Below are 26,645 nucleotides of genomic sequence, written 5' to 3'. Positions count from 1 at the left end.
ATGGCAACAGGACGCCACCCGAATCCGTCACCGGCGGCAGCGCCCGGTTTACCGGAGGAACAGGTATTGTCGGTGCGTGACCTGAGCGTGCATTTTTCCCATGAAGGCCAGCGCATCGAGGCAGTGCGGCGTATTTCATTTACCATCAACCGCGGCGAGACCCTGGCGATTGTCGGCGAGTCCGGCTCCGGAAAGTCGGTCACCGCCTTATCGATTATGCGGCTGGTGGAGCTGGGCGGCGGCCGGGTGGACAGCGGCGTCATGCTGTTTCGTCGCCGTGGCGGCGAGGTGCTTGATCTGGCCCGGGCCGGCCAATCCACGTTGCGGGGCCTGCGCGGCGCCGATATGGCGATGATTTTCCAGGAGCCGATGACGTCGCTGAATCCGGTGTTTCCGGTGGGCGAGCAGATAGCCGAATCCATCCGCCTGCATCAGGGCAAAGACCATCGCAGCGCCCGGCAGGAGGCGCTGCACATGCTGGATTTGGTGCGCATTCCCAACGCCGCAAGCATGCTCGATCGCTATCCCCATCAACTCTCCGGCGGCATGCGCCAGCGGGTGATGATTGCCATGGCGCTGTCGTGCAAGCCGGCGCTGCTGATTGCCGATGAGCCCACCACCGCCCTGGATGTGACTATCCAGGCGCAAATCCTGCAGTTGATCCGCACCCTGCAGCGTGAAATGCAAATGGGGGTGATGTTTATCACCCATGATATGGGCGTGGTGGCCGAAATGGCCGACCGGGTGCTGGTGATGTATCAGGGCAATGATGTGGAGTCGGCCCCGGTCGACACGCTATTTGCCCACCCCCGTCACCGCTATACCCAGGCTTTGCTGGCGGCGGTGCCGAAGCTGGGTTCGATGGCCGACAGCGATTTCCCGGCGAAATTTCCGCTGCTCAACCCACAGGACGCCGCGCCTGCGGATATCGAGGCCGCGGCCAGGGCGCCTGATTCTCCCGCGCTAAGCGCGGCCAGGGGGCAAGATACCGTGCCGCCGAGCGCCGCGCCGATTTTGCAGGTCAAGGATTTGGTCACCGGTTTTGATATCCGCGGCGGTATTTTCAACCGTGTCCGGCGCCGGGTGCACGCGGTGGAAAAAGTCAGTTTCTCCCTGTATCCCGGCGAAACCCTGGCGCTGGTGGGCGAATCCGGCTGCGGAAAATCCACGACAGGCCGCTCGCTGCTGCGCCTGGTGGAGAGCCAGAGCGGCGATATTATTTTCAACGGCCGGTCGATTACCGCGCTCACGGGACATGAATTGCAGCATCTGCGCCGCGATATCCAGTTTATTTTCCAGGATCCGTACGCCTCGCTCGATCCTAGGCTCACCGTCGGTTATTCGATTATGGAACCGCTGCTGGTGCACGGTGTAGCGCAGGGCCAGGAAGCGCAACGGCGGGTGGAAACGTTACTGACGCGGGTAGGGCTGCTGCCCGAACACGCCCAGCGTTATCCCCACGAGTTTTCCGGCGGCCAGCGCCAGCGTATCTGTATCGCCAGGGCGCTGGCGCTTAATCCTAAGGTGGTGGTGGCCGATGAATCGGTCTCGGCGCTGGATGTCTCGATACAGGCGCAGATCATTAACCTGATGCTCGATTTGCAACGTGAATTCGGCATTGCCTTTTTGTTTATCTCCCACGATATGGCCGTGGTGGAGCGGGTCAGCCATCGGGTGGCGGTCATGTATCTGGGGCAAATCGTCGAGATCGGACCCCGTCGCCAGGTTTTTGCCAACCCGCAGCATCCTTATACCCGCAAATTAATGTCGGCGGTGCCTGTTCCCGATCCCACGCGCCGCCGGCCGGAACATGCTTTACTGGTAGATGAGATTCCCAGCCCCGTCAGGGCGCTGGGAGATGAACCAATCGTTGCGCCGTTGGTTAAGGTCGGGGAGGGGCACTATGTGGCCCGTCATCCGATCGGCGGCGCCTACTGACAGGGATATTCTTGGAGAGTGCAACCTTATGATAAAAAACACGGTTAAGCGTAATATGCTTATCGCCTCGGCGGTGATGGGCGCGTGGGTATCGGTACCGGCCTGGGCGGCCAAGGACGCGGTGATCGCGGTGGGTTCCAACTTTACCAGCCTGGACCCGTATGACGCCAATGATACCCTGTCGCAGGCGGTGGCCAAGTCGTTCTACCAGGGGCTGTTTGGCTTCGATAAGGATATGAAGCAGGTTAACGTATTGGCGGAAAGTTATCAGGCCAGCGCCGACGGCCTCACCTATACCATCAAGCTGCATAAAGGCGTGAAGTTCCAGGACGGCACTGATTTTAATGCCGAAGCGGTCAAGGTGAACCTGGATCGCGCCAGCAATCCGGACAACCATCTCAAGCGCTACAATCTGTTCAAAATGATCGACAAGACCGAGGTGGTCGACCCGTTAACGGTAAAAATCACGCTGAAAACGCCGTTCTCGCCGTTTATCAATAATTTGTCCCATCCGGCGGCGGCGATGATTTCCCCCGCGGCGCTGCAAAAATACGGCAAGGAAATCGGCTTTCATCCGGTGGGCACCGGCCCATACGAATTTGAGGTGTGGAACCAGACCGATTTTGTCAAAGTGAAGCGTTTTGACGGCTACTGGCAAAAAGACGCCGCCAAGCTCGACAGCATCACCTGGCGACCGGTGGTGGACAACAATACCCGCGCGGCGATGCTGCAAACCGGCGAAGCCAATTTTGCCTTCCCGGTCCCTTACGAACAGGCGGCCTTACTGGCAAAAAGCACGAAGCTGGATGTGGTGTCGGCGCCCTCCATCCTGCAGCGCTATATCAGCCTGAATGTAACGCAAAAGCCGTTTGACGACGTCAGGGTGCGCCAAGCCGTGAACTACGCCATTAATAAAGACGCGCTGATCAAAGTCGCCTATGCCGGTTATGCCGTGCCCGCCGAGGGGCCGCTGCCCGCAGGCATTGATTATGCGGTTAAATACAAACCCTGGCCCTACGATCCGGCCAAGGCGCGCGAACTGCTGAAGGAAGCCGGTTATCCGGACGGGTTCACCACCACCCTATGGTCATCGCACAATACCAGCACCTTCCAGAAGGCGCTGCAGTTTACCCAGCAACAGCTGGCCCAGGTGGGGATTAAAACCACCGTTACCGCCATGGATGCCGGCCAGCGCGCGGCCCAGGTCGAGGCCAAAGGGGTGAACGAAACCGGCGTGCGCATGTTCTATACCGGCTGGTCCGCGTCCACCGGCGAGGCCGACTGGGCCCTGACGCCGCTGTTCGCCAGCACCTCCGCGCCGCCTGCCATCTTCAATACCGCCTTTTACAGTAATCCGCAGGTGGATAAAGATTTGACCGAGGCGCTGAAAACCACCGACCGCGCCGAGAAAACCCGGTTGTATAAAGACGCGCAGGATAAAATCTGGGCTGACGCACCCTGGGTATTCCTGCTGACGGAAAAAATGCTGTACGCGCGCAGCAAGAATCTGACCGGTTTTTATGTCATGCCGGACAGTTCATTTGATTTCACCCACGCTGATATGAAATAACCCGGCAGAATGCTGAATTATTTTATTAAGCGCTTATTGGGGCTGATCCCGACCCTGCTGATCGTCGCGGTGCTGGTGTTCCTGTTTGTCCACCTGCTGCCGGGCGATCCGGCCAGGCTGGCGGCGGGGCCGAACGCCGATGCCTCGGTGGTGGCGCTGGTGCGCCAGGATTTGGGGCTGGACCGGCCCTTGCCGGAGCAGTTTGTCCATTTTATCTCCAATGCCGTGCGTGGCAATTTCGGCACCTCGCTGGTGTCGAAACGGCCGGTCAGCGCCGAGATAAGCTCGCGGTTTATGCCCACATTCTGGCTGACCGTCGCCAGTATGGCGTGGGCGGTGATTCTGGGCATGGCGCTGGGCATCGTTTCGGCGGTATGGCGTAACCGCTGGCCGGACCGCATCGGCATGACGCTTGCGGTCTCGGGGATTTCTTTTCCCGCCTTTGCGCTGGGCATGCTGCTGATGCAGGTATTTTCCGTCGGTCTGGGCTGGCTGCCCACCGTGGGCGCGGACACGCCGCGGCATTATATCCTGCCCGCCATTACTCTCGGCGCGGCGGTGGCATCCATCATGGCGCGTTTTACCCGCGCCTCTTTTGTCGAGGTGATGCAGGAAGACTATATGCGCACCGCCCGGGCCAAGGGCGTGGGCGAATTCTGGGTGGTGGTAAAACATGGCCTGCGCAACGCTATGATTCCGGTGGTGACCATGATGGGCCTGCAGTTTGGTTTTCTGCTGGGCGGTTCGATCGTGGTGGAGGCGGTATTTAACTGGCCGGGACTGGGACGTTTGCTGGTGGATTCGGTGGAGATGCGCGATTATCCGGTGATACAGGCCGAGGTACTGCTGTTTTCGCTGGAATTTATCATTATTAATTTACTGGTGGACATGTTATATGCGGCAATCAATCCGTCTATCCGGTATCAGTAAGGACCGGCGATGAAATTCTGGCGACGAAACGCCGCCCTGGCGGCGATGCCGGTGCTTAATCCTCATCGCGTGCGCACGCCGTGGAGCGAGTTCTGGCGGCGCTTTAAACAGCAGCCGCTGGCGCTGGCGGCCGGGGTATTTGTGCTGCTGCTGATAATCAGCGCGTTATTGGCGCCCTGGCTGGCGCCGTTTGACGCGGAAAACTTTTTTGATTATGACCGGCTTAACGAAGGGCCGTCGGCCATGCACTGGCTGGGGGTGGATTCCCTGGGGCGCGATATTTTCAGCCGTATCCTGATGGGCACGCGCATTTCGCTGGCGGCGGGCTTTTTTTCCGTCTTGCTCGGCATGGTCATCGGCACGGTGATGGGCCTGGTGGCCGGGTTTTATGAAGGCTGGTGGGACCGGCTGATTATGCGGATCTGCGACGTGCTGTTTGCCTTTCCGGGTATTTTGCTGGCTATCGCCGTGGTGGCGATTATGGGCAGCGGCATGGCGAATGTGATTATCGCCGTGGCGATTTTCAGCATTCCGGCGTTTGCCAGGCTGGTGCGCGGCAATACGCTGGTGCTCAAGCACCAGACCTTTATTGAATCGGCGCGCAGTATCGGCGCGTCGGACCGCACCATCCTGCTGCGCCATATTCTGCCGGGGACGATGTCTTCCATCGTGGTGTATTTTACCATGCGTATCGGCACCTCGATTATCACCGCCGCCAGTTTGTCATTTCTGGGGCTGGGCGCGCAGCCGCCGATGCCTGAATGGGGGGCGATGCTAAATGAGGCGCGGGCGGATATGGTGACGGCGCCGCATATTGCCATTTTCCCGAGCCTGGCGATTTTTTTGACGGTGCTGGCGTTTAATTTGCTGGGGGATGGGTTGAGGGATGCGCTGGATCCGAAGTTAAAGAATTAAGGAGAAGGGTGCCCCTGAGGGAATGTGCTTGCGTTTTTGGGCGTGGGGGAGGCATTGATTGATTTTACCAAATTGGGATGTTTGCGGGTCAGGCAGCGATTTCGCTTCCCGGAGTGGGATGTCTGCGGGTGAGGTGGGGACTTCGCTTGCCGGCGTGGGGTGGTTGTCAACGGGTGAGGCGGGGATTTCGCTTGCCGGAGTGGGATGTCTGCGGGTGAGGTGGGGACTTCGCTTGCCGCGGGCGGCGGTGTTTTATGTTGCCCCGTGCGGGCAAGCGACGAGGGGCCGGCAGTAGCCCCGGCCCCCTCGACCCCCGGGCTACCGGCAGATCGCACGCCGCTGCGCGGTGCCTTCCGTCCCGGCTCCCGCCCTGCGGCCCGCACGGCACGCGCTCCCGGCGCGGGCCTAAGCTCTCGCCGCATCCCTGCGGCTCGTCCGGTCGTGAACCGTGCCGTCAGCGTGCTTGATGCCGGTCCAACGTCAACGTCAAAATCAACGACCAAGTCAAAATCAAAGTAAAAATCAAAGTGAAGGTGAAGGTCAAAAGCAGGTGGCAATAGAAAATGGCACTATCTATAGCAAGAGCCAGTGCCAAAAATAAATGCCATTGGCAGAAGCGACAGTCAATGATAAAAGCAACTGCCACGGACCATTACCCGCAGTGCCAATCCTTCCCTATTTCCCATCCCAGGCATCGATTCTCTCCTCCCTGATCTTCACCTTGCCCTCATCATTCACCTTAAAGTAATCCTGCGCCATGCCCCCCTCCCAATCGCCATAGCTGGGATTGGGCAGCACAATATATTTGCGCCCGAATTCCTCCTGGTGACGGTTAACAAAATCCCGCCGTTGGGTATTCAGTTTATGATAGGTCTCGCCGCTGAAATCATTCAGGTTATCGCCGACATACACCACGATATCATAGCCCTGTTTTTCCACCGCCGCGAAGCGCTCAACCTTATTGGAGCTGCCGCCGGTAGGTTTCAGCAATACTGTTTGCGGGCTGACGTCGGCAAAACCCAACGCCTTGAGATTATCCACCGTGGCGGTGTAGTCAGCCTGCGCGCGGTTGGAGACATAAAAAATACGACCGCCGTGCTCCAGCACATAGTGGGAGAACGCCACCGCGCCCGGCAGCGCCTTGGCCTCGCGCGCCTGGTTCCATTTGCTCCAGGTAGCGTCGGTAAAGGGCTGGTGATGCTTGATCTGCCAGCCGGCATAGGCGCTGTTATCGATCATGGTTTCATCCAGATCCACCACCACCGCCTTCTTCAGGCCGGGGCGGGCCTTGGCTTGGATAAATGCCGTTTCGGCGGTATTAAAAGCCTGGTAGGACAGGGCGCTGATTTCGCCCGATTGCTGCATCCAGTTAACGGCAAATACCGTTTGTTCCGTGAGCTTTTGCTGTGCCGTCTCAGGCGCGGCGGCTTGCTGATGAGGAGCGCAGCCGCTTAGCAGCAGGCTGAGGGTCAAAGCGGCGAACCCGCATTTTACAGTATGCATTGTTTCTCCTTGTCGTATCCCGAAACTGTCTATAGCTCGACCCATCGAAGCGGGTAATTTCAGTGTTGTCTGGCAGGGGGTATCAATTTTCAAGATAACTTAGTTATTTATAAATTAATAACATGCATTTTATTAATTATGAAACTAAAAACATCGTGCGATTGGACACGAGAACCACGCGAGGGAATAACGGTAATGTCAGTAAGTGTAAATCCGGCGGTGATTTATCGCGCAACCGGCGGGTCATTTCTACGCTTAAGGGGAACGATAAAATGGAGAGAACACCATGCGTTGGATAACACCTCTGCTGCTGTTGGCCGGCCTGGCGTTTTTCAGCGGCCGGGTCATGGCGGCGGAACTTCAGGTCACCCAATTGCTCACGGGTATGGATCACCCCTGGTCCCTGGCATTTTTGCCGCGGGACGGCGGTATGTTGATTACCGAACGACCGGGACGGCTACGCTACTGGCAGCCCGGCCAGCCCCTTTCGGCCCCCATCGCCGGCGTGCCAAAGGTCTACGCCCACGGCCAGGGCGGGCTGTTCGATGTGGTCCTGGCCCCGGATTTTGCACAGTCGCGGCGCATTTATCTTAGCTATGCCGAAGCGGGCAAAGACGACGCGGGGACGGCGGTCGGGTATGGCCGTTTATCGGAAAATAATCTGCAACTGACCGATTTTAAAGTGATTTTCCGCCAGCAGCCCAAACTGTCCAGCGGCGAGCATTTTGGCGGACGGCTGGTATTTGACCGGCAAGGATTTCTGTTTATCAGCCTGGGCGAAAATAATCGCCGCCCCACGGCGCAGGATATGACCAAACACCAGGGCAAAATCGTCCGTTTAACCGCCGATGGCGAAATACCGCCGGATAATCCTTTTGTCCACGACGATAATGCCCGTCCGGAAATCTGGTCCCTGGGGCATCGCAATCCGCAGGGAATGGCATTAAATCCCTGGACCGGCGTCATCTGGGAGAATGAACACGGCCCTCAGGGGGGCGATGAAGTGAATATCATCACCAAAGGCGCTAACTTTGGCTGGCCGATCGCCACTTACGGCATTAACTACTCGGGTTTGAAAATCCCCGAAGCGCAGGGCGGTGTGGTCGCGGGCACGGTGCAACCCGCCTGGTATTGGCAAAAATCGCCGGCGATAAGCGGTATGGCGTTCTATAACGCCGATCGATTTCCGCAGTGGAAGAACTCGCTGTTTATCGGCGCATTAAAACAACAGGCGTTAATCAGACTGACGCTAAAGGGAGACGTTGTGAAGTCTGAACAACGCTTGCTGGAAGACCGCCATGAGCGCATCCGCGATGTGCGCGTGGGACCCGACGGCTTCGTCTACGCGCTCACCGACGAGCGGGACGGTAAATTGCTCAGGCTTGGGCTGGAATAACCACCGGCCTGATAGCCGATGGCTGCGGTATTTGAACAGCGTAACGCACGCATGACGGGCAACGGCCGCCACGGGGATCGGGCGCTTCCGCCCGGGCCCGCATCGCGTCATCATGCCGGTCGGCAGGCCCGGGTTAGCTCAGCGGCAGCATGACCCGCGTCTTGAAGGCATGACGGGAAGAAATGGCGTCATACCAGGTTTGCAGATGGGTACGTGGTTTGCGCTCGATATCAAGCGTAAACCAGTTATACGCCAGGCATCCGATGGGAATGTCGCCGATGCCGAATTTTTCCCCGGAAAAATAGGGGTGTTTTTCCAGAGCGGTTTCAGCGATATCCAATAATTCCTCGCATCGTTTAATGCCGTTTTCTATCAATTGTTTATCACGCTTGGCCGGTGGCGTGCGGATAAGATTGATATACACCGGCTGTAACGCCGGCGACAGGCTGGATAACGTCCAGTCCATCCATTTTTCAGAGGCGGCGCGTACCGCCGCATCCGCTAATAGCCACTGGTCCTGGCCGAATTTTGCCGCCATATAGCGTACGATGGTATTGGATTCCCAGAGCACCAAATCGTTATCATCATCCTGCAGGCAGGGCACCAGGCCGTTGGGATTTAACGCCAGGAACAGCGGATCCTTGTTTTTACCGTATTCGCCGCCAGCCGGTATTACGTTGAACGCCAGTTCAAGTTCCGCGGCGCACCACAGTACTTTTTTCACGTTCACTGAATTCTCACGACCCCAGATTGTCAACATTGCGCCTTCTCCGTTATATTTTTCTAAATAGTTGGGCAATCTTCAGCGTGGCCTAACAGGGGGTTATGCCGTAAAAAAACCGGTTTACCTGCTCCGCCTTTTATCGCCGTATTAAGCCTGATTTTAGCGCATAAAAAGAAAATGAGCTTTTCCCGGACATATCTTCATGGTTTAACCGGTCTTCATAAATTATAACCTGTAAACTATTGCGCTAATTGATAATTATCTAAACATGCATCTTTAAACGATATTTTGTTTCAAAAAAAAATAGCGCGGCAAGAATCCGCGATGTCCGCCTGGGAATTATGCTTTAATCATGGGTTTTACGGCCATTGGCCGGGTCCATTCATTTAGGGAAAGGTATCGTTATGATAGTGATAAAAATCGTGCGCGCGGTTTTATCCGTAGGGCTGTTTGCCCTGGGGTTGCAATTGGCCCAGGCGAACAGCGATCCAAAAACCATTGTCTTCGGCGTCGCGCCGGGTCCTTATGGGGATATGGTGAAGCAGGCCATCAAGCCTGAGCTGGTAAAGAAAGGCTATACGGTGGAGGTGCGGGAGTTCAGCGACTATGTGCAGCCGAATATGGCATTGGCCAACGGCAGTATTGACGCCAATCTTTTCCAGCATACGCTGTATCTGGAAAAGTTTGCCGCCGACAAAAACCTTAAGGTGAGTAAACTTATCACCGTGCCCACCGCCAGCATGGGTTTCTATTCGCATAAAATCACCGCTATCCGCGAGCTCAAGAAGGGCGATATCATCACGCTATCAAATGATCCCACCAACCTGGCGCGCGGCCTGCGTTTTCTGGAAAAACTGGGTCTGATTAAAATCAAGGCGGATATCGACCCCACTAAAGCCTCCGAACGCGATATCGCCCTGAATCCGCGCGGCCTGGTATTCAAGCCGCTGGAGGCCGCCCAGTTGCCGCGCACCCTAGACAGCGCCAGCGGCGCGCTGGTCAACGGCAACTTTGCCATTGCCGCGGGCCTGAAGATGTCATCGGCCCTGGCGCTGGAAACGCTGGATGAAAATCTGAAAAATGTCATTGCGGTACGCACCGACGATTTGGATAAACCTTTTGTCAAAGACATCAAGGCCGCGGTGGAATCGCCGGCGTATGCTGCGGTGATTAACCAACCCGGCTCGATGTTCAGCCAATTCCAGAAACCCGAATGGATGCAGGCCGCCCCCCAGGTTAAACCCTGACCAAGCCCCTGCCGGCACTCTTGTCCGGCAGGCGGTTTTCCGCTTTGGATGTGATTTTGGAGTATGCGGATAATGATTCAGTTAGACCATATCAGCGTGGATTTCCCACAGGGAAAGCAACCGGGCGCCCGTGCGGTGGACGACGTCAGCCTGCGGATTAAACGCGGTGAAATCTACGGTATCGTCGGCGCCAGCGGGGCGGGCAAAAGCACGCTGCTGCGCACCATCAACCTGCTCCAGCGGCCAAGCGCCGGCGAAGTTATCGTTAACGACGTCCGGGTCAGCGCGCTTTCCGGCGGCGCGCTGCGCCGGCAACGGCAAAAAATCGGCATGATTTTCCAGCATTTTAACCTGATGCATACGCGCACGGTGGCGGCGAACGTCGCCTTCAGTCTGCGTGCGGCCGGCAAATCCTCCGGTGATATCGCCCGGCGGGTACCGGAAATCCTGGCGCTGGTGGGCCTGGCCGATAAGGCGGCGGCCTTCCCGGCACAGCTTAGCGGCGGGCAAAAACAGCGGGTCGGCATCGCACGCGCCATCGCTAACCAGCCTGAGGTGTTGCTGTGTGACGAGCCGACCTCGGCGCTGGATCTGGAAACATCGGCATCAATACTGACGCTGCTTAAGGAAATCAATGTCCGCCTCGGCATTACCATTGTATTGATTTCCCATGAAATGACGGTCATCAAGACCATCTGCGACCGCGTGGCGGTGATGACCGGGGGGAAAGTGGTGGAGGAAGGGGCGGTTTTTGACATTTTCGCCACGCCCCGGCACGAATTTACCCGGCAACTGGTTTCGCATACCTTTAATCTGGAGCTGCCGCCCCGCTTAATGCAGGATTTACGCGGTACCCTGTTGAAAATATTGTTTGTCGGCGCCTCCGCCGAGCAGCCGGTGCTGTCGGATGTCGCCACGCGTTTCGGCGTGTCGGTGAATATCCTGCACGGAAAAATTGAGTATATCGGCTACCGCGCGTTGGGCGTGCTGGTGGCGCTGTTAACCCATCCCACCAGGTCGGAACAGGTTGCCCTGGCGGTCGCCTATATCCAGGAAAATACCGCGCGCGTGGAGGTGCTGCATGGCTGATTTATGGCTCGATCTTTTTGCCGCGTTTGGCGAAACCTTCCAGATGGTAGGGATCGCCACGCTGTTTGCCATTATCGGCGGCCTGCCGCTGGGCTTTCTCATCTATGTCACCGACCGCCATCTGTTCTGGCAAAACCGCGCCCTCTATCTTAGCGGCACGGTGCTGGTAAATATCATCCGTTCGATACCCTTTGTCATCCTGCTGGTGCTGCTGCTGCCGTTAACGCAATTGTTGCTGGGCAACACCATCGGGCCCATCGCCGCGGCCGTGCCGTTATCCGTGGCGGCCATCGCGTTTTATGCCCGTCTGGTGGATGGCGCGCTGCGCGAAGTGGATCCCGGCATTGTCGAGGCTGCCGAAGCCTTTGGCGCCAGCCCGATGCGCATCATCTGCACGGTGTTATTACCGGAGGCGCTGGCGGGTCTATTACGCGGGTTGACCATCACCCTGGTCAGCCTTATCGGCTATTCCGCCATGGCGGGGATTGTCGGCGGCGGCGGGGTGGGCGATCTGGCCATCCGTTTTGGTTATTACCGCTACGAAACCAACGTCATGATAATTACCGTGGTGGCGCTGGTTATTTTAGTCCAGATAGTCCAGGTGTTGGGCGACGCCTTGGCACAACGCGCCGACCGGCGCAGTAAACGCTAAACCGCCGCCCGCCGTCAGGCGGCGGTAAGATAAAAAAATGTAAAAAGAGCTGAAAATTGATCGCCGTTGCGGCAAAGTTGAACTGTTTCGCATAGACTTGATGTGTTTGCACGGCTGACAAACCAGCACACAAATTTAAAACGGGTATGATGATCAGGAACATCGCTATGTTTATGGTTTTGCCCATCATCCCAAGGTATGGCTTTGTCATCAAACTCTGTTGGGATCTCTACCGTGAGTAACGCGGTTACCATTGTTGAAGGGATACTCTGGCCACGCCATGAAGAATGACATTTTTCCACAAAAAAAAACCACCCTGACCCTGGGCGCACTGCTGGTGCTGGCCCTCATCCCCGCAGCCCGGGCCGATACGCCGCCCGCCGCGCCGGAAGTAAACGCCAAGGCGTTTATCCTGATGGATTATCAAAGCGGCAAAGTGCTGGCGGAGTCAAATGCCGATCTGCGTCTCGACCCCGCCAGCCTGACAAAAATCATGTCCAGCTATGTGATTGGGCAGTCCCTGAAGGCCAAAAAAATCACGGAGCAGGATAAAGTCACCATCGGCAAGGATGCCTGGGCCACGGGTAACCCCGTACTGCGCGGATCGTCGCTGATGTTCCTGAAGCCCGGAGAGCAGGTCTCCGTGGCGGATCTGAACAACGGGGTGGTGATCCAGTCGGGCAACGATGCCAGTATCGCCCTCGCGGATTATGTCGCCGGCAGTCAGGATGCGTTTGTCAGCCTGATGAACAAATATGTCGACGTCATGGGATTGAAAAATACCCATTTCCTCACCGTGCATGGCCTGGATGCCGAAGGGCAATACAGCACCGCGCGGGATATGGCGATCATCAGCCAGGCGCTGATTCGGGATGTCCCGGACGAATATGCCCTGCATAAACAAAAAGAATTCACCTATAACAAGATTAAACAACTCAACCGCAACCGGCTGTTATGGAACAGCAATCTCACCGTGGACGGCATCAAGACCGGTTATACCGATGGCGCGGGCCATAACCTGGTGGCGTCGGCTATCACCCCTGGCGGCATGCGGCTGATTTCGGTGGTGCTGGGCGCGCCCACCGACGGGGTGCGTTTTCGCGAGAGCGAAAAAATCCTCACCTGGGGCTTCAATTTTTATGAAACGCTGACGCTGATTCCCGCCGGCAAACCCTTTACCCGCCAGCGGGTCTGGTTCGGCGATCGCAGTGAGGTGGACTTGGGCGTGGCGCAGGATGCGTCTGTTACCTTGCCTAAAGGCCAGATGAAAAACCTGAAGGCGTCATTTACCCTGGCGTCTCCTCATCTTGAGGCGCCGCTGGCTCGCCACCAGGTGGTAGGAACCATTGATTTTCAACTGGACGGCAAGGTTGTCGAACAACGCCCGCTTGTGGTGCTCGATGAAGTGCAGAAAGGCGGCTTTTTCCGCAACATCTGGGATTGGATCCTACAGACCATACACGGCTGGTTTGGCAAATAGGCCGTCTCGTCTTCCGTTATTATGATGCCTCCCAGCGGGAGGCATTATCCCACCTTATTCCAGCAGCTTATACAGAATCGCCGACAGCGCGATAAAGCCTATGGCCCAAACAAAATAATTGCTGGCCGCGCCGCGATAGCGGGCCATGGCCGGCACCTTGGCTATGGCATACATGGGCAGCAGAAAAAGCAGCATGGCGATAATCGGGCCGCCCAGCATTTCAATAATACCCAGGATGCTGGGGTTGATGGTCGCCACCAGCCAGGTCGACGCCAGCATAAACAGCCCCGTCAGCCGGTGCAGTGTAACCTCATGGACGGTTCTGCCCGGCTTGCGCAGCGCCTTATCCAGCAGGCTGATAAAGCCCTCGCTGGCGCCGAGGTAATGGCCGAGGAAGGATTTGGTTATCGCGACAAACGCCACGACCGGCGCCAAAAAACCGATAAAGGGATTGTTGAAGTGATTGGCCAGGAAGGACAGGATGGAGATATTTTGCGTTTTGGCGTGCGCCAGGTCCTGGGGCGAGAGGCTAAGGACGCAGCTGAAAACGAAAAACATCACCGTCAGCACCATCAGGATGTTGCTGTATAATAAAATGCGCGAGCATTTTTGCTCGGCGTTATCGCCGTATTCCTTTTTTTTCGACATGGCGAAGGCGGAAATGATGGGTGAATGGTTAAACGAGAATACCAGCACCGGCACCGCCAGCCACAGGGTATGCCATAACCCGCCGTTTCCTGTGCCGCGAAGCGGCAGGGCGGTATGGAAAATGTCGGTGCTCCAGTGGGGCATCAGGAACGCGCCCAGGAACAACAGCACCGCGACAAAGGGAAATACCAGCATACTCATGACCTTGACGATAATCTCTTTACCCAGGCGGATGACGGTCATCAGGCCCATGATCAAGATCAACGACAGCAGCGCGCGCGGCGGCGCGGTAAGGTGCAATTGATGGGTAATAAAACTGTCGACGGTATTGGTGATGGCGACGCCGTAGACCAGCAGAATGGGGTAAATGGCAAAAAAATAAAGCAGGGTAATCACCTGGCCCGCCCGGGCGCCGAAGTGTTGCTCAATCACGTCGGTAATATCCCGGCACGCGCCGTCGCCCGACAACACCAGGCGGCATAAAGCGCGATGGGCGAAAAAGGTCATGGGGAACGCAATCAGCGCCATGATGATCAGCGGCACCAGGCCCCCGATACCCGCATTGATGGGCAAAAACAGCACCCCGGCGCCGATAGCCGTGCCATAAAGCCCCATCATCCAGACAGCATCCGTTTTGCTCCAGGATGCCGACGCGGTCCGATGGGCCAGTGTTTCCGTGGTGGCTTGAGTTGTATCCATTATATCTCCAAAAAACAAAGCGGAACGAATAATATATAAACTGCAAAGGCTTATTACATAGCCGCTTTTATTGCAATAGCAGTTACGAAAAACAGTAAGAGCGAGTCATCAGGTAAATAATATTGGGTGGTGAGATCAGATGGACATAATATAGAATTTGTTCGGGATATTCATGCGCTATGTTGATTTTTTTGATCTAAGTCGATTATTTAATGGTGCAGTACGGGTCAGGTTAATGCGTAATAATAATAACTCCTGCTATAATATTTGTAATGGTTCATTAACGTTAAAGTTATCTAACGCTTTAATATAATAATATTTTTTGGCATCGGCGGCGTTTTTTTCGACCTGCCGCCGTCATGAGATTAATGCCTGCCCAATAGCCTGCACCCCTATAACGCTATTATGCGGCCAAGCACCTAATGTCGGCATTTATTATTGCTGTTATTATGAATTATCTTTTAATTAATTTACTGTAATTGAATTAGTCATTTTTCGTGGAATAATAGGGGATAATACGGCCCCGGCCCAACGACCAGACTAAAAAATCGCTGCCCGGCCTGCAGGTGGCGGCGTCAGCGCAGGGGCGCAGAGGTGCAGGTTGTACCGGGGAAACCGCCGCTCGATGCGCCAGGCAACCGTTATGACCGGGGGAATAGCGGACAATAAAAAACCCGAAAGTCTTGAACCTAATAGGCGGGACGATCGGGCTCCTCAATTTGGGGACATCAAAGAAAAGCAGTGGCACATATTCAGACTGCGGCCATAAGCGAAAGTTCTGCGTTAGATCAAAAAAATCTCATTTCCGACCGGCGCCATGAGCGCCGGGCTTATGCGTCGGCGCCCGCGCCGTACGGCAGCAGCCGGCAACGCGTACGGCCGGCGCGGCGCGCGCGGCCGGTGGCTGCTGTTTATGTAAAAAAATTAATGTAAGAGGGCGGCGTGTCATCATAAGAAAAAACTGAAATTTTCATTTTATTGCCACGCCGCCATGGATAGAAAAGGTCTGATGGTGGCAAAAAGCGTTTCAGCGCCGCGCCCTGGGCAAAAAAAGAAATTATTTTATTTACCGTAAAAAAAGTCAGGCTAATGACAAGGTTGGAAGATTATCATCGGTATTATATGTCCATCGGGGTGTGATTGTTCTCTCACAATGAATAACAAAATTTCATTCTTGCGTAACAAATCAGCCACCTTAATAAGCATGGGCCATAACTTTATTGTTACCAGCAACTGTTTGATAATTATGAGATTATCAAGTATATTCATTAGAATAAAATCTTAGAATACACAATTATTGCCGCCAGGTAAGCGTCCCGGGATTTGACGGTTACCGGACGTTCGCCTTTGGCGCCGTTTTTCCCTCGACGCCGGGAAAATATACGTCATTTTATCGCGGTAAACATTTTCTGCCGATGACCGGCGGCCGGGGATGATCTGGGCGGCATTCATCACCGGGAAATCGCGTTTTTTTCTAGGGCGTTTTGATCACAGCGTGAATTATGGGAGGCAAAAATGGCGCTCTACCGGCATTGGGCTGGAACCATAAGCAGTGCTGTACTGTTCGGCGTAATCTTTGCCAGCCAGGTCAGCGGCTTCGAAGTGATGAAGACCGGGGATCACGGTGCGGCATTTGGCCTGCTGCTGTTTTTACTGCCCGGCATCGTCGGCAGCCTGCTGTTGCATGAGAATAAAATCATCAATCCGATAGTGGGCGCCCTGATCGCTTCGCCTTTTTGCCTGCTGCTGTTTTACCTCGGACATGGTTTATCCATCAGCCTGTGGTATCAGCTTGCCTACACGTTAAGCGCGGTATTCTGGTGCGCCTGCGGCGCGCTGGGGTGTTACTTTGCCGGCGTGATATACAAAGGGGCGGCGCATTGACGGCGGCATAAAAGAATAAAGCCAGCCCGGGCTGGCTTCCATGGCAGTGATGCAGTGATAAAGCAGTGCGGATTATTGCTGGTAAAGGCTGAGGTTTTCTTTCGCGTAAGCTTCAAAATCAGTGCAGCCGCCGATATGAACCTGATCGACGAAGATTTGCGGCACGGTTTCCACGGGTTTGCCGACGGTTTTCGACAGGTCGGCCTTGGATATGCCTTCCGCATGGATATCGACATAACGGAAAGAGAAGTCATCCCGTTCAGCGGTCAGTTTTTCAGCCAGCTCTTTAGCGCGCACACAATAAGGACAGCCCGGACGTCCAAAAATGACAGCAAACATATACACTCCTTAACGCATAAAAGAAAAACGAAACGAATCTTTGCACTCGGTTATGCTTTTCGCTGACAGCTACTATGCCTGTGACCTGCGTCAAAAAAAAGCAGAAAATACCTTTTAGTCCAATGCATCCCGCCTATCTGTTTCATGCGCGAGCAAACCGTCCCGGGACGCTAAACTTTTCTCGACCCGCGCCTGCGGGCGGATTATTATGAGCCGGTCCACTATGATCAATCTGGGTAAACCGTGAAAATAGCCATTTTATCCCGGGACGGCACCCTGTTTTCCTGCAGGCGACTGCGGGAAGCGGCCGAATCCCGACGTCATAGCGTGGATATCATCGATCCGCTCTCCTGCTATATGAACATCAATTGCGACGCGCCTGCCATTCATTACCGCGGCAATCGCCTGGCGCATTACGATGCGGTTATCCCGCGTATCGGCACCGCCATCACCTTTTACGGCACCGCGGTCTTGCGCCAGTTTGAAATGCTGGGTAGCTATGCGCTCAACGGTTCTTCGGCCATTACCCGCGCCAGGGATAAACTGCATTCCCTTCAACTGCTGGCAAAAGAGGGCATCGATCTGCCGGTGACGGGCTTTGCCGATTCCCCGGACGATACCGGCGATCTGATTGCCATGGTGGGCGGGGCGCCCCTGGTGGTGAAGCTGGTGGAAGGCACTCAGGGCATCGGCGTGGTGCTGGCTGAAACATCCCAGGCCGCCAAGAGTGTTATCGACGCCTTTCGCGGCTTGAAGGCGCAGTTTCTGGTGCAGGAATATATTCAGGAGGCGAAAGGCTGCGATATCCGGTGCCTGGTGGTGGGCAACCGGGTGGTGGCGGCTATCGAACGCCAGGCCGAAGCGGGAGATTTCCGCTCCAATCTTCATCGGGGCGGTTCGGCCCGCAAAATTGTCATTACCCCCCGGGAGAGGGCGGTGGCCATCAAGGCGGTTAGCACTTTGGGGCTTGATGTGGCCGGCGTCGATATCCTGCGGGCGCGGCGCGGGCCCTTGGTGATGGAGGTCAATGCCTCGCCGGGCCTGGAAGGGGTGGAAACCGCCACCGGCACCGATATTGCCGGAATGATGATTGAATACATCGAACAGCACGGCCAGAAAATGTTAAAACCGGGCAATACCTTGTAAATCCACCGTACCCGCGGCAAAAAGGGCATTTTCAGATTTTGTCCCGGGGGGCGGACATTGGTCTGACCTATGGTGATTAATGAGAAAGCTATCTATTAAAAATCAATATGATGTTGTTTGCCGCGCAATAGCGCGCCGCGCGCCGCTACGCCCGGATAACCGGCCGGGCCGACTGTTAAAATAATTTCCTGCGTTTGTCCATGGCACCTTTGACGATTATTCCGTAAGCTATGCCCCGTTTCGCATTTTTCATTTAGAGGTTGGCCTTCATGGATTCACTTGTTGTCCCGGATCTGGACATCCTTAGACGCTGGCTGGAAAAGCTCAGCCTGACGTTTTTCGAGTGTGACTCCTGCCAGGCGTTGCATCTGCCGCATATGCAAAATTTTGACGGTATCTTCGATGCCAAAGTTGATTTGGTCGATAACGTCATTTTATTTTCCGCCCTGGCGGAGGTGCGTCCCACCGCGCTGATAGCGCTGGTGGGGGATTTAAGTCAGATAAATGCCAGTTCGCTGATGGTGAAGGCCTTTATCGATATTCAGGACGATAACTTGCCCAAGCTGGTGGCGTGCCAGGCGTTAAGCATTGAGGTGGGCGTGACCTTTGGTCAGTTTAAACATTTTATGCAGCAGTCCGAAGAACAGATTTCCATGCTGATTCTGGAAGCGCGTGCCAATGATTTGCTGTTTATTGACGGCGAAGAACAGCCCGCCGACGCCAAAAATACCCTTCCGGTTATCCATTGATCTGCCGCCTGCCGCAGGCGGCGTGCCCTCCCGGTACCTTCCCATCATTTATGCTGTCGTTGCGCCCGCGCGAGCGCAGATCCTTTGTCATTTATGCGTCCAATACCAGATTTGTTCACTAATTAGTGAATAATTAATCGATTAAAGCCATTTTTTTTGCGGATCGCTGGCGTCGCAGTGGCGCTGCGGTTATGCTTGCGATGCTGCGCGTGATCCGTCGGACAACCGTTTTCATAACGTTATCTCCCCGCGCGCGTCCGCGGGGGATCGGCTATTCACGGTGCCGCCAACAGCCGCTGCGCTTATTTAAGCACTGTATACCGGCGACGTTATACAGAAATATCTTTTATTGACCGGGATTTGGAGGAAGCAACGGATGTTCACCCAACGTAAAAAATGGTTGTCGGGTATAGTTGCCGGCCTGCTGATGGCTGCGTCCGTCACCGCATCAGGTGCGGAACAAAAAACGCTGCATGTCTATAATTGGTCGGATTATATTGCGCCGAACACCGTGCCGGATTTTGAAAAACAAACCGGCATAAAAGTCATCTATGATGTTTTCGACTCCAATGAAGTATTGGAGGGTAAACTGATGGCCGGCAGTACCGGCTTTGACGTGGTGGTACCTTCCGCCAGTTTCCTGGAGCGACAGTTAACCGCCGGGGTATTCCAGCCTTTGGATAAAAGTAAACTGCCGAATTATAAAAATCTGGATCCGGAATTATTGAAACTTATCAGCCAGCACGATCCTGATAACAAATATGCCATTCCCTATATGTGGGCTACCACCGGCATTGCCTATAACGTCGATAAGGTCAAAGCCATCCTGGGCGCGGACGCGCCGGTAAACAGCTGGGATCTGGTGTTAAAACCGGAAAACCTGGCGAAGCTGAAAAGCTGCGGCGTTTCATTCCTTGATGCGCCCTCGGAGATATTCGCCACCGTCCTCAATTACCTGGGCAAGGATCCGAACAGCGCCAACGCCGCGGATTATACCGGGCCGGCCACCGATCTGCTGTTAAAGCTGCGCCCCAGCATCCGTTATTTCCATTCCTCGCAATATATCAACGATTTGGCAAATGGGGACATTTGCGTTGCCATCGGCTGGGCCGGCGACGTGATGCAGGCGGCAAATCGCGCGAAGGAAGCGAAGAACGGCGTTCATATCGCCTATAGTATTCCTAAGGAAGGCGCGCTGGCGTTTTTTGACGTGCTGGCGATTCCGGCCGACGCCAAAAATACCGACGAGGCCTATCAGTTCCTTAATTTTCTGATGGACCCCCAGGTTATTGCCCAGGTCAGCAATCAGATATTCTATGCCAACGGCAATAAAGCGGCCACGCCGCTGGTCAATGAAGAGGTGCGCAATAATCCCGGCATTTATCCGCCGCCCGAGGTGCGCGCTAAATTATTTAGCCTTAAAGTTCAGCCGCCGCAAATAGACCGGGTTATCACCCGTGCCTGGACCAAGGTAAAAAGCGGCAAGTAATCTGCCCGCCGCAGGGTTGACATTATGCTAACCAACAGGCGGTTTCATACCGCCTGTTATGCTATTTCAGAGACGGTAGACGATTAACGATTATCCGTTTCTTCTGTTCCGGAGAGTCATGTCAGTGAACGATGCCATACCCCGCCCACAGCCCAAAACCCAGAAAATGGTAACGCCATTGCTGGAGATTCGCAATTTGACCAAAACCTTCGACGGCCAGTCGGCGGTCGATGATGTCAGTTTAACGATCTATAAAGGGGAAATGTTTGCTTTATTGGGCGCGTCAGGCTGTGGTAAATCCACGCTGCTGCGGATGCTGGCGGGCTTTGAACAACCCACCCATGGCCAGATTGTGCTCGACGGCCAGGACCTGTCCCATATGCCGCCGTATCAACGGCCCATTAATATGATGTTCCAGTCCTATGCGCTGTTTCCGCATATGACGGTGGAACAGAATATTGCCTTCGGCTTGAAGCAGGATAAACTGCCGCGCGCCGAGATTAAGCAACGCGTGGCGGAGATGCTGGCGATGGTGCATATGCAGGAATTCGCCGCCCGCAAGCCCCATCAGCTTTCCGGCGGCCAGCGCCAGCGCGTGGCGCTGGCGCGCAGCTTGGCTAAACGGCCAAAGCTATTGCTGCTTGACGAACCGATGGGCGCGCTGGATAAAAAATTACGCGACCGCATGCAGCTGGAAGTGGTGGATATCCTGGAACGCGTCGGGGTGACCTGCGTGATGGTCACGCACGATCAGGAAGAGGCCATGACCATGGCCGGACGCATCGCCATTATGAACCGGGGCAAGTTTGTGCAAATCGGCGAGCCGGAAGAGATTTATGAGCATCCCAACAGCCGCTTCAGCGCCGAATTTATCGGTTCGGTCAATATGTTCGACGGCCTGCTGGTTGAGCGTCACGACGATGCGCTCATTATCCAAAGTCCCGGCCTGGTGCATCCGCTGCAGGTGAATTCCGATGTGTCGGTGGTTGACGGCGTGCCGGTGCATGTGGCGCTGCGGCCGGAAAAAATCATGCTGTGCGAGGAGGTGCCCGCGGACGGCTTTAACTTTGCCGTCGGCGAAGTGGTCAATATCGCCTATCTCGGCGATCTCTCCATTTACCATGTGCTGCTGCAAAGCGGCCAGACCATCAGCGCGCAGCTGCAAAATGCGCACCGTTACCGAAAAGGCACGCCGACCTGGGGGGATGAAGTGCGTCTCTGTTGGGATGCGGACAGCTGTGTTGTGCTGACGGTATAGGACAGGGGAACATCATGTCTGCATCTGACGAAAAATTACTGCCCCCGCCGGCCGTCGAGCGGGTCAACACCCCCCGCATCTTGACAAGGCTGCAGATGCGCCATGGGCGCAAGGCGGTGATTTTTCTGCCGTACCTGTGGCTGTTGCTGCTGTTTATGCTGCCGTTCCTGATTGTTTTCAAAATCAGCATGGCGGAGATGGCCCGGGCGATCCCGCCCTACACCGACCTGGTCAGCTGGCTCGACGGTAAGCTGGATATCTCGCTGAACCTGGCCAATTACCTGCAACTGCTGGACGATCCGCTGTATATCGAGGCGTATCTGCAATCACTGCAGGTCGCGGCCGTTTCCACCTTTTTCTGCCTGCTGATAGGCTACCCGATGGCCTGGGCGGTGGCCCACAGTAAACCCTCGACGCGCAATATCCTGCTGTTGCTGGTTATCCTGCCGTCGTGGACGTCATTTTTAATCCGGGTCTACGCCTGGATGGGGATCCTGAAAAACAACGGTATTCTCAATAACGTCCTGCTGTGGCTCGGCGTTATCGATCAGCCGCTGGTGATCCTGCATACCAATCTGGCGGTATATATCGGAGTGGTCTATGCCTATCTACCGTTTATGATCCTGCCCATTTATACCGCGCTGACACGGCTGGATTATTCCCTGGTGGAGGCATCGCTCGATCTCGGCGCCCGGCCGATGAAAACCTTTTTCCAGGTGATTGTTCCCCTGACCAAAGGCGGCATTATCGCCGGCTCGATGCTGGTGTTTATTCCGGCGGTGGGCGAATACGTGATTCCAGAGCTGCTCGGAGGCCCCGACAGCATCATGATCGGGCGCATTTTATGGCAGGAATTTTTCAATAACCGCGATTGGCCGGTGGCGTCCGCGGTAGCGGTTATCATGCTGCTGCTGCTGATTGTGCCGATTATGTGGTTCCATAAACATCAGAATAAAACCCTGGGGGATCGGGCATGAATACGCTACCTGTCGTGCGTTCGCCCTGGCGCATCGTGATTTTAATCACCGGGTTTACCTTTTTGTACGCCCCGATGCTGATGCTGGTCATCTACTCGTTTAACAGCTCGAAACTGGTCACGGTATGGGCCGGATGGTCGACGCAGTGGTATGGCGTCCTGGTCAATGACCAGGCGATGCTAAGCGCCGTGTCGCTCAGCCTGACGCTGGCGGCCGCCACCGCCACCATGGCGGTGATCCTGGGTACCCTGGCGGCGGTGGTGATCGTGCGTTTCGGCCGCTTTCGCGGCGCCAACGGATTCGCCTTTATGCTGACCGCGCCGCTGGTGATGCCGGATGTGATAACCGGCCTGTCGCTGCTGCTGCTGTTCGTGGCGCTGGGGCACGCCATCGGCTGGCCGGCGGAGCGCGGCATGTTCACCATCTGGCTGGCGCACGTGACGTTTTGTACCGCCTACGTGGCGGTGGTGGTCAATTCCAGGCTGCGCGAGCTGGATGCCTCCATCGAGGAAGCCGCGCTGGATCTGGGCGCCACGCCCATCAAGGTGTTTTTTATTATAACGCTGCCGATGATTGCCCCGGCCATAGTATCCGGCTGGCTGCTGGCCTTTACCCTGTCGCTCGATGATCTGGTGATCGCCAGTTTTGTCGCCGGTCCGGGGGCCACCACGTTGCCGATGCTGGTGTTCTCAAGCGTCAGGATGGGGGTAAATCCGGAAATCAATGCCCTGGCCACCATCATCCTGGGCGTGGTCGGCATTATCGGCCTGATCGCCTGGTGGCTGATGTCCCGCGCTGAAAAGCAACGCCTGCGGGATCGCCAGCGGGCGGCCCGTGGCTGATTGCGCAGATTACTGCTAGTCTTTATCCGTGTGCCGCTGTTTAATACGGCGTAATAACAAGGAGAAAGGCCATGTCGGACATCCTGAGGGATGGCAATACGGGCCCGCTGCATTGGCGTATGCTAAAGCGCGCCGCGGCGGAACGGACGCGCTGGCGCGGTAATGTGCCGGTGGCGGTATTGGTCGCCGGCAGCGCCATCGTCGCCACCCGCTGCCTGGGCATGCTGATGTTGACCAGCAACCTGGGTGTGGAGGGGGTGCGCAGTTTTATCGAGACCAGCAGCCGCTCGTGGGATTTGACGCTGCTGTTTCTGGCAAGCCTCACGGTGCTGTTCGTCGAGTTGCGCTGCGGATTTGCGGTGATGCGCGGTCATTCCTGGGCGCGCTGGTATTTTGCCGGGTGCCAGGGCCTGAGCGCCGGCTATTTGTTCCTGGCCACCTGGAATGGTTTTTATCCTGAAATGTTCGCGCTGCCGGGCGCCAGCGCCGCGGAGATCTCCGGCGAACTGCTGATGCATAAACTGCCGGATATGGTGATCGTGTTGCTGTTATTCGCGCCGATCTCCAGCCGGCGGTTTTTTAAACGCGGCCGGTGATTTTTACCTAAAACCGGTGGTACAATGCGCGCCCGTTTAACCGGCCAGAAAACCTATGCATTGCGAACTTTTCAGCGCGGATCGTTGCCATTCCTGCCAGTGGCTGGATAAACCCTATGCGCAGCAGTTGGCGGATAAACAGGCCGCCCTGGCCGGGTTATTGTCGGCCATGCCCGTGGCGCAGTGGCTGTCGCCGGTGGCTTCGCCGCCCGCGGCGTTTCGCAATAAAGCGAAAATGGTGGTAAGCGGCAGCGTAGAACGCCCGGTGCTGGGCATCATGGCGCGGGACGGAGAGCCGCTGGACCTCTGCGCCTGCCCGCTTTACCCCCCCACCTTCGCGCCGGTATTCGGCGTGCTTAAACACTTTATCGCCCGCGCCGGCCTGACGCCTTATCACGTGGCGCGCCGGCGCGGCGAGTTAAAATTCCTGCTGTTGACCGAAAGCCGACATGACGGCGGCATGATGCTGCGTTTCGTGCTGCGCTCGCAGGCCAAGCTGGACGCGCTGCGCGCCCAATTGCCCTGGCTGCGGGAGCGTGTGCCCCAGCTTCAGGTGATATCGGTGAATCTCCAGCCGGTGCATATGGCCATTCTTGAAGGTGAAACTGAAATCATCCTGACCGAGGATACCGCGCTGGCGGAACGGCTCAATGATGTGCCGCTGTTTATCCGCCCGCGCGGTTTTTTCCAGACCAACCCGTCGGTCGCCGCGCGCCTGTACGCCGCCGCCCGGCAGTGGGTTGGCGAGCTGGAAATCAGCAGCCTGTGGGATTTGTTTTGTGGGGTGGGGGGTTTTGGTTTGCACTGCGCGCGCCCGGATATGCGCCTGACCGGCATTGAAATCAGCGCCGAGGCGATAGCCAGCGCGCGCCAGTCGGCGCAGCTGATGGGGCTGACCCAGGTGATGTTCCAGGCGCTGGATTCCACCCAGTTCGCGCGCTCAAGGGCGGAGGTGCCGGATCTGGTGCTGGTCAACCCACCCCGGCGCGGCATTGGCGCGGATTTATGCCGCTATCTGGAGAGCATGGCGCCCCCGTATATTCTTTACTCCAGCTGCCAGGCGGAAAGCCTGGCCCGGGATCTGCAGGCCCTGCCGGCATACCGTATCGTCAAGGCGCAGTTATTTGATATGTTTGCGCATACCGCCCATTACGAGACGTTGGTTCTGCTGCAACGCATTCCCTCAGTTACGTCGTTCAAACCGTAACGCCCGATGCTCGATCAAACGCATCAGCAGGGTCAGCACGCCGTTAACGCACAGATAGATAATGCCTGCGGCGCCGAACACCATGACGTCGTAGGTGCGACCATACATTAACTGTCCATGGCCCATGATATCCATCAGGGTAATGGTGTAGGCCAGCGAGGTACTTTTAAACACCAGCACCACTTCATTGGAGTAGGACGATAGCGCCCGCTTGATGGCGAACGGCATCAATAAGCGCAGGGATTGCAGGCGCGACATGCCCAGCGCCGCGCATGACTGCCATTGTCCGGCGGGAATGGCGCGCATAGCGCCGGTAAAGAGCTGGGTGCTGTAGGCGGCGCTGTTAAGCGCCAGCGCCACCATGGCGCACAGCCATGGCTGCGAGACCAGCGCCCATAACCAGGGAATGGCGCGCAGGGCGGCGAATTGCCCGGGCCCGTAATAAATCAAAAATATCTGCACCAGCAGCGGCGTGCCGGTGAACAGGGTAATGTAGATTTTGATTAACGGCGTCAGCACCGGCGTCTTCAGGCTGATAACCAGGGTAAACAGCAGCGCCAGCAGCAAGGCTATGATGATGGCGCACAGCGTCAGCGTCAGGCTGGTGGGCAGCCCCTTCAGCAGTTCGGGCAGGTAGGCCAGCATCAGGAATCCCTCGTCTCGAAACGGGTGGAACGGCGCTCGAACGCCCGCAGGATGATCTGGCTGAACAGGGTGATGACCAGATACACCGCCGCCGCGACCAGGTACCAGGTAAACGGCTGCTGGGTGAAACTGACGATACTTTTGGTTTGCAGCATCAGGTCATTAACGCTTATCAACGACACCAGCGCGGTATCTTTCAACAGCACCAGCCATTGATTGCCCAGACCGGGCAGCGCATGGCGCCACATCTGCGGCATCACTAGGCGGAAAAAAACCGTGCTTTTTTTCATGCCCAGCGCCTGGCCCGACTCCCACTGTCCCTGCGGGATGGCTTTCAGCGCGCCGCGCAGCGTTTGCGAGGCATAGGCGGCATACAGCAACGCCAGGGCAATCACGCCGCAGACAAAGGGACTGACGTTAAAGTTATCAATCGGCAGGCGCACCGGTATACGCGCCGCAATCAGGTTGAGGCTAAAGCCGTCGGCAAGTATCACCAGCAGCTGCGAGGCGCCGAAATAAATAAACAGCACCACCAGAATTTCCGGCAGGCCGCGCAACAGCGTCACCACGGCGGTGCCGATAAGCCCCAGCCATCTCCAGCGGACAGATTCCCAGGCGGCAAAACACATCGCCAGAAACAGCCCGGCCACCAGCGCGCACAGCGCCAGGCCGACGGTGGTCCCGGCGGCGCTGGCTATGGGTTGAAGTTCATTCATGAAAGG

At 56.3% G+C, this 26,645-nt stretch carries 24 protein-coding genes; 18 read left to right on the top strand and 6 right to left on the bottom strand.

The annotated features are described in order from the left end of the window. Genes ACL2XM_RS14235 through gsiD form a run of 4 tightly spaced genes read left to right on the top strand, consistent with a single transcriptional unit; the run spans nucleotide 1 to nucleotide 5,353 of the window. Entirely contained in the window at nucleotides 1–1,938 is a 1,938-nt protein-coding gene (locus ACL2XM_RS14235) for a dipeptide ABC transporter ATP-binding protein (RefSeq protein ID WP_413731127.1), read from the top strand. A 28-nt stretch (nucleotides 1,939–1,966) separates the two neighbouring features. Beyond that, nucleotides 1,967–3,508: a glutathione ABC transporter substrate-binding protein GsiB gene (gene gsiB / locus ACL2XM_RS14230; protein WP_413727010.1), complete on the top strand. Its 1,542-nt coding sequence runs from the start codon at nucleotides 1,967–1,969 to the stop codon at nucleotides 3,506–3,508. A 9-nt stretch (nucleotides 3,509–3,517) separates the two neighbouring features. Continuing rightward, nucleotides 3,518–4,438, top strand: coding sequence for a glutathione ABC transporter permease GsiC (gsiC, locus tag ACL2XM_RS14225; RefSeq protein WP_413722363.1), 921 nt, complete (start codon nucleotides 3,518–3,520; stop codon nucleotides 4,436–4,438). A gap of 9 nt (nucleotides 4,439–4,447) precedes the next feature. Then, nucleotides 4,448–5,353 carry a glutathione ABC transporter permease GsiD gene (gene gsiD / locus ACL2XM_RS14220; protein ID WP_413722364.1) on the top strand — a complete coding sequence of 302 codons (906 nt, stop codon included), beginning with the start codon at nucleotides 4,448–4,450 and terminating at the stop codon, nucleotides 5,351–5,353. A 675-nt stretch (nucleotides 5,354–6,028) separates the two neighbouring features. Here gsiD and ACL2XM_RS14215 read toward each other — a convergent pair. After that, entirely contained in the window at nucleotides 6,029–6,856 is an 828-nt protein-coding gene (locus tag ACL2XM_RS14215; RefSeq protein WP_413722365.1) for a 5'-nucleotidase, lipoprotein e(P4) family, read from the bottom strand. 286 nt (nucleotides 6,857–7,142) lie between these two features. Here ACL2XM_RS14215 and ACL2XM_RS14210 point away from each other — a divergent pair, with 286 nt between their 5' ends. Continuing rightward, nucleotides 7,143–8,252: a PQQ-dependent sugar dehydrogenase gene (locus ACL2XM_RS14210; RefSeq protein ID WP_413731125.1), complete on the top strand. Its 1,110-nt coding sequence runs from the start codon at nucleotides 7,143–7,145 to the stop codon at nucleotides 8,250–8,252. Between the two features lie 133 nt (nucleotides 8,253–8,385). Here ACL2XM_RS14210 and ACL2XM_RS14205 read toward each other — a convergent pair whose 3' ends face one another. After that, nucleotides 8,386–9,012, bottom strand: a complete 627-nt coding sequence (locus ACL2XM_RS14205; protein ID WP_410015945.1) for a glutathione S-transferase family protein — start codon at nucleotides 9,010–9,012, stop codon at nucleotides 8,386–8,388. 368 nt (nucleotides 9,013–9,380) lie between these two features. Between ACL2XM_RS14205 and ACL2XM_RS14200 the strand changes: the two genes are divergently transcribed. The 4 genes from ACL2XM_RS14200 (at nucleotide 9,381) to ACL2XM_RS14185 (ending at nucleotide 13,444) form a co-directional block, all read left to right on the top strand. After that, a complete protein-coding gene (locus ACL2XM_RS14200; protein WP_413731123.1) occupies nucleotides 9,381–10,223 on the top strand; it encodes a MetQ/NlpA family ABC transporter substrate-binding protein in 843 nt (280 codons plus the stop codon). Between the two features lie 72 nt (nucleotides 10,224–10,295). Next, nucleotides 10,296–11,312 carry a methionine ABC transporter ATP-binding protein gene (locus ACL2XM_RS14195; RefSeq protein WP_410015943.1) on the top strand — a complete coding sequence of 339 codons (1,017 nt, stop codon included), beginning with the start codon at nucleotides 10,296–10,298 and terminating at the stop codon, nucleotides 11,310–11,312. Further along, nucleotides 11,305–11,964, top strand: coding sequence for a methionine ABC transporter permease (locus ACL2XM_RS14190; RefSeq protein ID WP_410015942.1), 660 nt, complete (start codon nucleotides 11,305–11,307; stop codon nucleotides 11,962–11,964). Before ACL2XM_RS14195 ends, ACL2XM_RS14190 begins: the two co-directional genes overlap by 8 nt. Nucleotides 11,965–12,244: 280 nt before the next feature. Further along, on the top strand, nucleotides 12,245–13,444 hold the full coding sequence (locus tag ACL2XM_RS14185) for a serine hydrolase (protein ID WP_410015941.1): 1,200 nt from the start codon (nucleotides 12,245–12,247) through the stop codon (nucleotides 13,442–13,444). Between the two features lie 54 nt (nucleotides 13,445–13,498). Here the strand turns inward: ACL2XM_RS14185 and ACL2XM_RS14180 are convergent, their stop codons facing one another. Next, nucleotides 13,499–14,791 (bottom strand): serine/threonine transporter, encoded by a 1,293-nt coding sequence (locus ACL2XM_RS14180; protein WP_410015940.1) that lies wholly within the window; start codon nucleotides 14,789–14,791, stop codon nucleotides 13,499–13,501. Between the two features lie 1,515 nt (nucleotides 14,792–16,306). Here ACL2XM_RS14180 and ybjM point away from each other — a divergent pair. After that, on the top strand, nucleotides 16,307–16,675 hold the full coding sequence (ybjM, locus tag ACL2XM_RS14175; protein ID WP_413731121.1) for an inner membrane protein YbjM: 369 nt from the start codon (nucleotides 16,307–16,309) through the stop codon (nucleotides 16,673–16,675). 72 nt (nucleotides 16,676–16,747) lie between these two features. On the opposite strand, the gene ACL2XM_RS14170 is transcribed toward ybjM, so the two are convergent. After that, nucleotides 16,748–17,014 carry a GrxA family glutaredoxin gene (locus ACL2XM_RS14170; protein ID WP_410015937.1) on the bottom strand — a complete coding sequence of 89 codons (267 nt, stop codon included), beginning with the start codon at nucleotides 17,012–17,014 and terminating at the stop codon, nucleotides 16,748–16,750. Nucleotides 17,015–17,257: 243 nt separating this feature from the next. Here ACL2XM_RS14170 and rimK point away from each other — a divergent pair, with 243 nt between their 5' ends. The 8 genes from rimK to rlmC all read left to right on the top strand — a co-directional run bounded on the left by rimK (nucleotide 17,258) and on the right by rlmC (nucleotide 25,278). Next, nucleotides 17,258–18,160 (top strand): 30S ribosomal protein S6--L-glutamate ligase, encoded by a 903-nt coding sequence (rimK, locus tag ACL2XM_RS14165; RefSeq protein ID WP_413731119.1) that lies wholly within the window; start codon nucleotides 17,258–17,260, stop codon nucleotides 18,158–18,160. A 269-nt stretch (nucleotides 18,161–18,429) separates the two neighbouring features. Continuing rightward, a complete protein-coding gene (locus tag ACL2XM_RS14160) occupies nucleotides 18,430–18,909 on the top strand; it encodes a YbjN domain-containing protein (RefSeq protein WP_413731117.1) in 480 nt (159 codons plus the stop codon). A gap of 376 nt (nucleotides 18,910–19,285) precedes the next feature. After that, on the top strand, nucleotides 19,286–20,398 hold the full coding sequence (potF, locus tag ACL2XM_RS14155; RefSeq protein WP_410015934.1) for a spermidine/putrescine ABC transporter substrate-binding protein PotF: 1,113 nt from the start codon (nucleotides 19,286–19,288) through the stop codon (nucleotides 20,396–20,398). A 124-nt stretch (nucleotides 20,399–20,522) separates the two neighbouring features. After that, on the top strand, nucleotides 20,523–21,656 hold the full coding sequence (gene potG, locus ACL2XM_RS14150; RefSeq protein ID WP_410016594.1) for a putrescine ABC transporter ATP-binding subunit PotG: 1,134 nt from the start codon (nucleotides 20,523–20,525) through the stop codon (nucleotides 21,654–21,656). Between the two features lie 14 nt (nucleotides 21,657–21,670). Further along, nucleotides 21,671–22,633 (top strand): putrescine ABC transporter permease PotH, encoded by a 963-nt coding sequence (potH, locus tag ACL2XM_RS14145; protein ID WP_410015933.1) that lies wholly within the window; start codon nucleotides 21,671–21,673, stop codon nucleotides 22,631–22,633. Continuing rightward, nucleotides 22,630–23,475, top strand: coding sequence for a putrescine ABC transporter permease PotI (potI, locus tag ACL2XM_RS14140; RefSeq protein WP_410015932.1), 846 nt, complete (start codon nucleotides 22,630–22,632; stop codon nucleotides 23,473–23,475). The genes potH and potI overlap by 4 nt, the downstream gene beginning before the upstream one ends. Before the next feature lie 71 nt (nucleotides 23,476–23,546). Then, nucleotides 23,547–24,071, top strand: a complete 525-nt coding sequence (locus ACL2XM_RS14135; RefSeq protein ID WP_413722372.1) for a YbjO family protein — start codon at nucleotides 23,547–23,549, stop codon at nucleotides 24,069–24,071. 55 nt (nucleotides 24,072–24,126) lie between these two features. Next, nucleotides 24,127–25,278, top strand: a complete 1,152-nt coding sequence (gene rlmC, locus ACL2XM_RS14130; protein WP_413731116.1) for a 23S rRNA (uracil(747)-C(5))-methyltransferase RlmC — start codon at nucleotides 24,127–24,129, stop codon at nucleotides 25,276–25,278. Here rlmC and artM read toward each other — a convergent pair. Continuing rightward, the gene (artM, locus tag ACL2XM_RS14125) at nucleotides 25,255–25,923 is read right to left on the bottom strand and encodes an arginine ABC transporter permease ArtM (RefSeq protein ID WP_410015929.1); all 669 of its coding nucleotides are present in this window, start codon (nucleotides 25,921–25,923) and stop codon (nucleotides 25,255–25,257) included. The genes rlmC and artM overlap by 24 nt on opposite strands. Continuing rightward, entirely contained in the window at nucleotides 25,923–26,639 is a 717-nt protein-coding gene (artQ, locus tag ACL2XM_RS14120; protein ID WP_410015928.1) for an arginine ABC transporter permease ArtQ, read from the bottom strand. Before artQ ends, artM begins: the two co-directional genes overlap by 1 nt. Between the last annotated feature and the right edge of the window lie 6 nt (nucleotides 26,640–26,645).

It is taken from the genome of Sodalis sp. RH20, from assembly GCF_047324205.1.
GTDB lineage: Bacteria > Pseudomonadota > Gammaproteobacteria > Enterobacterales > Enterobacteriaceae > Acerihabitans.
Note: the sequence above shows the minus strand (reverse complement) of the source record. Positions and strands in the feature narration are given on the sequence as shown.